Annotated in this window: 8 protein-coding genes and 1 tRNA gene; 4 read left to right on the top strand and 5 right to left on the bottom strand. The window is 46.8% G+C overall.

Going from position 1 to position 7,115, the window contains the following annotated elements:
- Positions 1-991, bottom strand: a 991-nt coding sequence (locus tag Q0668_RS13720) for a glycosyltransferase family 39 protein (RefSeq protein WP_298865616.1), incomplete at its 3' end; no start/stop codon positions are given.
- Between the two features lie 443 nt (positions 992-1,434).
- Between Q0668_RS13720 and Q0668_RS13715 the strand changes: the two genes are divergently transcribed.
- The 3 genes from Q0668_RS13715 (at position 1,435) to Q0668_RS13705 (ending at position 2,448) form a co-directional block, all read left to right on the top strand.
- Positions 1,435-1,701, top strand: a complete 267-nt coding sequence (locus Q0668_RS13715; RefSeq protein ID WP_298865614.1) for a BON domain-containing protein — start codon at positions 1,435-1,437, stop codon at positions 1,699-1,701.
- Between the two features lie 266 nt (positions 1,702-1,967).
- Complete coding sequence (locus tag Q0668_RS13710; RefSeq protein WP_298865612.1) at positions 1,968-2,210, top strand: hypothetical protein; 243 nt, start codon at positions 1,968-1,970, stop codon at positions 2,208-2,210.
- 151 nt (positions 2,211-2,361) lie between these two features.
- Positions 2,362-2,448 (top strand) — tRNA-Ser (locus Q0668_RS13705).
- A 311-nt stretch (positions 2,449-2,759) separates the two neighbouring features.
- Here the strand turns inward: Q0668_RS13705 and Q0668_RS13700 are convergent.
- On the bottom strand, positions 2,760-3,863 hold the full coding sequence (locus Q0668_RS13700; RefSeq protein ID WP_298865610.1) for a site-specific integrase: 1,104 nt from the start codon (positions 3,861-3,863) through the stop codon (positions 2,760-2,762).
- Between the two features lie 5 nt (positions 3,864-3,868).
- Positions 3,869-4,120 carry an excisionase family DNA-binding protein gene (locus Q0668_RS13695; RefSeq protein ID WP_298865608.1) on the bottom strand — a complete coding sequence of 84 codons (252 nt, stop codon included), beginning with the start codon at positions 4,118-4,120 and terminating at the stop codon, positions 3,869-3,871.
- A gap of 154 nt (positions 4,121-4,274) precedes the next feature.
- On the opposite strand from Q0668_RS13695, the gene Q0668_RS13690 reads away from it, so the two are divergent.
- Positions 4,275-5,648: a hypothetical protein gene (locus tag Q0668_RS13690; RefSeq protein ID WP_298865606.1), complete on the top strand. Its 1,374-nt coding sequence runs from the start codon at positions 4,275-4,277 to the stop codon at positions 5,646-5,648.
- Positions 5,649-5,866: 218 nt separating this feature from the next.
- Here Q0668_RS13690 and Q0668_RS13685 read toward each other — a convergent pair whose 3' ends face one another.
- On the bottom strand, positions 5,867-6,532 hold the full coding sequence (locus tag Q0668_RS13685) for a ThiF family adenylyltransferase (RefSeq protein ID WP_298865604.1): 666 nt from the start codon (positions 6,530-6,532) through the stop codon (positions 5,867-5,869).
- A partial coding sequence (locus tag Q0668_RS13680; RefSeq protein ID WP_298865602.1) for a hypothetical protein occupies positions 6,529-7,115 on the bottom strand: 587 nt, incomplete at its 5' end. The genes Q0668_RS13680 and Q0668_RS13685, both read right to left, overlap by 4 nt.

Genomic DNA, 7,115 nt, shown 5'->3' with positions numbered 1-7,115 from the left:
ACCAGGCGGTCTCCCTGAGGTCTTTCCCTGGATTCAAAACGCGTTTCACTCCATGAAACAGACCAAACAGAGCGAAGCCCATTAAAAAACCCATTGAAGAAATGAGATCGCGGAAAAAATAGGAGGGATAAAATTCTGATTTCCAGTACAGGCTGATCTGAGGCTGACCAGGACCAGCAAACCATTTTTCCCAGAACCCGTCAATCTGAGAAGCCGCCATTAACTCCCACCAGCCACCGACAGCAAATCCGGTAAATGCCAGAACCAATAATGATTTCCAGAATCGGATAGCTTGTTTCAAAAACGGTACTTTTTTCGACTCTATTGCAGAACGATTCTTGGGAATATCAAGAGGATTAATAATGTAGAGTCCCAGCATCAGCAGAACTCCTAAAGCCAGCGCTCCGCCGGAGAGCAGACAGATCCCCAGAGAAATCCCACCACCTAGTAATTTATAAGAAACTACGCCTGATTCTGTCTGAATATGACCGATGAATCCCCAGATAGTGAGTAAGACAAAGAGGATGGGAAACGCCGGCGATTCGATCAGTTGAATCTGCTTGATGACAACGGGGTGAAACGACATCAGAAAACAGAATACGATCGCATACCGGGGATTGCAGACTTTTCGCGTTAAGCGATACGCGACAAACAACATGCAGGACGTTGAGAAAAAAGAAAACAGAACCAGCGAAGAAGACCAGTGACCAATCAAAGAAAGCATCCCTGTATAGAGCCACCGCACTAACGGAGGCTGGCACAGCAGGGCATTGCTTTGATCACCGATCAAGCCGACTTTTCCAAGACACTGCAATCCAAACCAGGCGGATAACTCATCAATCCGATAAGTATGAAAGGCCAATAAACCTGGCATCAATACCAGTAAGACTACCAGTGGCGACATCACAGCCGCCCGCCGCATCACAGGGAATAAATCGTGAGCAGGCTCAACTGAGCGTTGTAATAATTCCTGATCACTGACAATTACCAATGGGGTTATCCTTCTTACCTGTACCGAAGTGAAGATTATTTCTCGTTTTCCCCTGTAAGGGGATGAGATCCCTGGTCTCCACTCCCTGAATTTCAGCAATTCGTATTGTAAAGCGAACGAGACGGAAATACCAAGGAACACCGTTCATCCAGGAAAATTCTGACTACTCAGGAGGTTCCCACAGCTCGAATCGTGATCTGGCAAAATCGTTCTCATTTCTAAATGGCTCCAGTCATGCCAGTTATCACGATTGTAATCCCTAATCTCAACCAGGACTACTTAACTGGTCAGACCGTCATATATTTCCTGCTGACTATTTATTCTGCGAGTCGATGTAAAACAAGTGTGCAAATGCAGGCTGCACTACTTCTAAATCACTCAGGATGAGAACAATTTATAAGGATAAAGTACTATTTTTAAGATCCTTAAAGTATCGGTCAACCATGCCACAGCACATCACCATTGACCACGCGCATCAACTCAATGAGTTAGTACAGCGTGCGATCTCAAATTCGATCAGGGTATCCAACCAGAATGTTCAATATAAAATTGAGCAGGAACAGGTCATTCTCACCGGCAGCGTCAGCAGTTATTACGAAAAGCAGGTAGCTCAGGAATCCGTCTGTCGCGTCAAAGGAGTCCGTCAGGTCCATAATCAGCTGATAGTCGAAGCTGCAGAGAGAGAGGACGTGGTGCTCCATACCAACTGAGTTGATTGCCCCAGCTCCCGGTTGAAATCGACGGTCGCCATCCACTCGGGGACATCATCTGATCAATTGTGAGGTTTTTTCCACAAAAACAAGGTAATACAGCAGGTTGCGCAAGCTGGATGTTGTCAAATCTGATCGAGTGTTGCTAGAATCTACCTTCCCTTTTTGACCAGAAAAGGGAAGTGCTCGTTTTACGCACAGACAATCGGTTAGAACTGATTTCACAACAATGGTCAGGAATACATGATAAGGGATAGTGGAAGACAATGTCTTTACGAAGAGCGAAATTAGAACGACAATTAAAAAATGCAGAAGCTTCTGTAGCCGAATACTCTAAAGTGCTTGATGAGCAAAAAGTGGCAGAAGATCAGCGAAAAAAACACCCAAAATGGCGAAAACTCAACGCACAGAGAGTACAGATTGTAAACCGTCTCATCTCCCTGAAAGTGATTGAAGACAGAGAAGAATCCTTCAAACAGAGTGCAGCTGCTGAATCTTCAGAAGGCTAATCTCCGGTTTTCTGACAGCAAAGATTGTTCGTCAAATTCCTGGATCGCTTTCATCGAAACTTCGACGCAACATCTCTGTTGAAGTGAACCGAATCGCTCTGAATACGCGACAGCGACCTGAAACTCATACGAGAATGAAAGACCCTCACCCGGAGAGGTGGCAGAGTGGCCGATTGTGCAGCACTGGAAATGCTGTGTCCCGGTAACGGGACCGGGGGTTCGAATCCCCCCCTCTCCGCTTCCTTTTGTACATGACTGCTTTTGACCCTTTTTTTGTAGGACCAAACGATCAACTGGAATTGAAGATTCTAATTTTGTGCTAGATTTGTGCTGATTAGAAAACTGCTTCTTAGAAATCTGGTTCATTGCGAACACTCCTGTAAAAAAAGTTTTGACATTGCTGCCGTACAAAATAGCCTGATCCATCAGGCCACACTCAAAAACTGGCCGGGGACTCTGAGAACTACAGAGCCCCGGCCCTTTGATCTTGAAAGAACGACGTGCATTAGATCACCGTCTCGTTCTAAATACTCTTTTCTGGCCAGGACACTATGCGTCAGGACGATTCAACCTTTCCATCGCAGCCTGTGACTCCTGATCGGCAATATGCGTGTAGTGTTGCAGAGTCTTATGATCGACGTGCCCCACCCATTTACGGATGATCGCTTCAGGAATTCCCGCCACGATAGACCGCGAAATAAAACTGTGTCGGAACGTGTGCAAATGGCCTTGCAATTTCAGATTTTCCAAAGTCCTTTTAAGCGACTTCAGCAGCCTGCGTTCAGAGACCTGATGATCGCCCTGTGGATAACTGGAGGACGCTCTGGCCGTAAAAACCCAACGACAATGCCGGGACTGTTCTTGCAGAATCTCGCGTGCGCGGTCAGAGATTGGGACCGATCGGACATTTCCGGTCTTTGTCGTCCAGTCATCCTTCGGCCGGATATGAATCAACCCCAGCTTCAGGTCCACATCGTCCCAGGTCAGCCACTGCAGTTCCCCGATCCGCATTCCAGTTTCTGCCAGAAAAGTAAATGCAGAACGGTGAACCGGAGAGCTGGCCTTAATGATCTGATCGACCTCATCTTGGTTCCAGAACGGTTGCGGTTCAGTTTTCGGTTCAGTGAGCCGCAAGCCTTCCAGCGGATCATCTTCGATAATGCGACGCATTTTGGCAAAGAGCAACAGCCGGCGTATCACTCCTACCTCGGTATGGATCGTCTTGGGTTTCGCTCCCTTCTGCTTCCTATACTGTCGATAGGCATCTACAAATCGAACGTCAAGCTGTTGCAGCTTGTAAAGATTGTGCGATTCTGCAAACTCAGCGACGCCTTTCAAGACCTGTTTATACTTACTGATCGTCTTCGGACGACGGTCTTCTGTTTCACAGTTTTGAATTAGCTCGTCTACCGCATCGGTGATCAGAGTCGGTTCGGTATTAATAGTCTTTACGGTATCTCCTTTTAAATGTTCTCGCTCTAAGGCAAGTGCCCTGGCACGAGCTTCTTTCTTATTGGAAGTTTTCAGAGATTTGCGAATCTGTTTTCCACGAAACTGCATATTGATGTACCAGACACCGTTCCGGTTGAAAATAGATGCAATCTCACCTACACGTTCATAATTCGTATTGACGAATTCATTTTTCATATTCATAATTCTTATATTCCTTTATTCATCAGTTTGAGAATCAAGCGATCACGGAACAAACGCAGATGCTTGCCGACCCGTTGAACACAACCTGTCAGCTTGCCTTCTGAGTTCCACTGATAGAGGGTCGCCTTGGGAACGCACATGAGTTCCGCTGCCTGGTCGACTGTAAGAATCGGTGGATACTTAACGGCCCACTCGCCGGTTGAAAAAGTCCTGGTGACTTCTTCCTGTGTGATTTTGAGAGTTTGTCTCTCTGCCATGACTGATCTCCTGTTTTGGAGCCCTAAAAGCGGGGGTCAGACGTCACACCAAATGTGGGTCTCCTCTGGCATGGGGATTTCCGTACGAAAAATTTTTCGACGAGAGTCAATTGCCTGTGAGTAGTAGGTGCAATAGCACTTGCCTTGTGCCTAAGTGTCTATTTTTAATGGAGTTACAGCAGCGATGGTCAGGAGAATCAACACAATAAGCAACCAGTATGGAACGGTACGGCTCGAACATCCTGCATACTGGGATGAATCCTGCCCTGTACTGCAGAAGGCCCGTGAAGTCGCAGAGTCTGCCGCAATCTGCCGGTGGCGGCCTGCAGATAAACTCTGTAATCAACTACCAGACGGTTTTGAGTTGAAGTTTTATTGTCTGAAAGGAAGGGACTCCGTCCGGAGATTTATACCACTCTATGGCAGCGATCAGTTAATTGCGGAGCTCTTTCGAGGAGGACAGGCTGTTCTAAAACAACATCATCAACTCAGCGATAAGGAATTCGCTAGTTATTGCATGAAGTTTTTATTTTTCCAGAAAACTCGCAGCCTCAATAATCATTACAAAAGAAACTTTGGAGGCTTCCTGGACTTGATTGTCAAAAAGCCGGGAAGGGAATCAGGAGATAAACGAAACATACTTCCTGAAGATTTAGTATTCTTAGACAATCTAACCGGAAAAGAATTTCCCGGGGGAATAACAAAGCTACAAATGGAAGGGGAGCGATTGACGAGGGAGTACGGCATTCAAAGGCCGAACAGACAACAGATTATTAATTATGGTTTGTTTGCAGCAGCGATGAATCAGCCGTTGAAGCTCAAAGACCCTGAGCAAATAGAATTTTGTGTGCGAATGTCTTTATTCAACGACACGGATACAAGAATCTGTGATCCAGAAACCAGACTCTGGATCGAAGAACAAATCCTGATTGCAATAGAGAAACATCAACATGATTCGCAGGAGAAATTTGATAACTGGTTCTCAGGCCCCGGTAACTCGTTTCTGAGTCAGATTTCAAAGAAGAAGTGCCCCTTTGGAAAGCTCGATAATGATATCGTTCGTTGGGTGCTGCTGGAGTGGGGCTGGGAGGCATATCATTATGTTGGTAAATGTATCGACGCTCAGATGCGTTGTTTACTGAATGCGTTACCAGCTCCCCTGGATGAAAGAGAACGGAAGATATTTGAGATGGTTTACTTGAAACAGGATTGCCTGGGAGAATTTCCACTACTGTTACTGCAAGAACGGCTTTCGTTTCTGCAGATCCCGATGTTAGCAGTCTTGAATGGGCAGGATGATTTTGATTTTGCGGGGACTATCCATCGACTTCTATTGTACTATTCATCGATGGCTGAATCACGTCGCGCTGCAGATCGTCGTATCCAGGGTTTCAGCGATCAATGTCGAAAACAGAAACACGTGATCAAGATCTTTGAATACAAGGATGATCAACCGGTCGAGGACAGCGGGAAACGCAGACGTTATAAACCACTTACTGACGATGAGGAGGACAACTGGGATGACTGAACTCCTCGCACTGATTCTCTTGGGTTTGACGCTCTTTTTGCCAGCACTTTACAAGTGCCGCTGCAATCACATGTGAGAATTCTCTGGCAGCAGGACTTAGTACTTCTGCTTCTGATGTAGATTTTGGGGTTAGTTCATTTTTCATTTGATTTCCTTTGACTGGAATTAATAGAAGGTTCATCTGAACTGAAAACACAAAAGTTAGATATGAATGGTCATCACTCAATATTCAGTTCCATGGCAAGCAGGTTCAACATCATGTTCCGGCTACACGCCAGTCCACGCAGCCAGCGTCCAAAGCTGTGCACGATCAAGCCCGCCGCCATGTTGGCCGTGTAGATGGTGCCCTGGGCAGTGCAACTTCCCTGATGAGCTTCTTGTTGGGGAAACAGTGTTTCTGCATACTGCTTTCTGCTGAGCGGATCTGAGGCCGTAAGCACACGCATGACCTCTCCCTGCATCCGTCCATCACACCAGAAATCACAGTGCTTGCCAGCAGATCGCCAGATTGCCGCACGGTCTGAGATGGAATCCACACAACAGAAGACAGCTTCTCCCACAGGAACGGACACTCGATAACGATCCGAAATTGACAAAACCTGAATTGATTCATCAAGCTCCTGAATGGCTCGAGTCGTCGCGTCTACTTTAGACTGCCCCAGATCCTGTCTCCGATATCCCTGAGTTGTGATATTGGTCAACTCGACAGTATCAAAATCCACAAGCTGAATCCGCGGCGTTCCAATGGCCGCCAGTTGTAGGGCCACCTGCCGACCAATGGCTCCCACACCGATGACGGTTGCCGTAATCTGGGAAAGCCGCTCCGCCGGAATCAGGTCACTCTGTCTTAGGAAACGATCCGTAGTAACGTTCAAACTATTCAAATCCGTTCTCCTTTCAATTCGTTTTCAGCAAAGAGCCAGTCCTCTTCCCAGTCAAAGTCTGCGGCCCGTTCAAACTCAGACTGGAACAGGCGACTTTTATGTTGCGGATGCACATGACTTAAATATTCATTCTTCCAACGCTCTGGATCACAACCAGAAAATGTATGAGAATAATCTCGTTTTACTGGGATTTCGTATTCGGCCGTCGGACCCACATTAAATTTTAACCGGGCATATGTTCGCCCAGTACGCGCCAGAATGAACATTACAGCCCAGTCGGATCGACCAAAGACACGATCGAATGTTTCTTCATCAGTCTGGCTGGGTAACGGACAATCTCCTGGATGCGTATGAATCCAGATCCGTCCAAACTGTTCAGGACGTAGACCTGCATCTACTTGATCATCAAAGAAATTTGCGACCGCCTCATCGTCGAAAGCCACATGAGCCAACGAGCAAGTCTGTTCCACAAGTTGTAGGTCCTGTACCAGCAGCAGATCGTCCTCTGAAGTAATCCCGAAGCCACCCACTTCGGTGTCTCCATAATCACGCAGGTACAACAGTTTCGCCCAGGCAGTCGGAC

This window comes from uncultured Gimesia sp. (assembly GCF_937910335.1).
Lineage (GTDB): Bacteria > Planctomycetota > Planctomycetia > Planctomycetales > Planctomycetaceae > Gimesia.
This window is presented reverse-complemented; position numbering and strand designations above follow the sequence as displayed.

Coding starts and splice junctions, on each gene's coding strand:
- Q0668_RS13710 (WP_298865612.1), top strand. CDS start 1,968: ATGTCTTTACGAAGAGCGAAATTAGAACGACAATTAAAAAATGCAGAA.
- Q0668_RS13695 (WP_298865608.1), bottom strand. CDS start 4,120: ATGGCAGAGAGACAAACTCTCAAAATCACACAGGAAGAAGTCACCAGG.
- Q0668_RS13700 (WP_298865610.1), bottom strand. CDS start 3,863: ATGAATATGAAAAATGAATTCGTCAATACGAATTATGAACGTGTAGGT.
- Q0668_RS13715 (WP_298865614.1), top strand. CDS start 1,435: ATGCCACAGCACATCACCATTGACCACGCGCATCAACTCAATGAGTTA.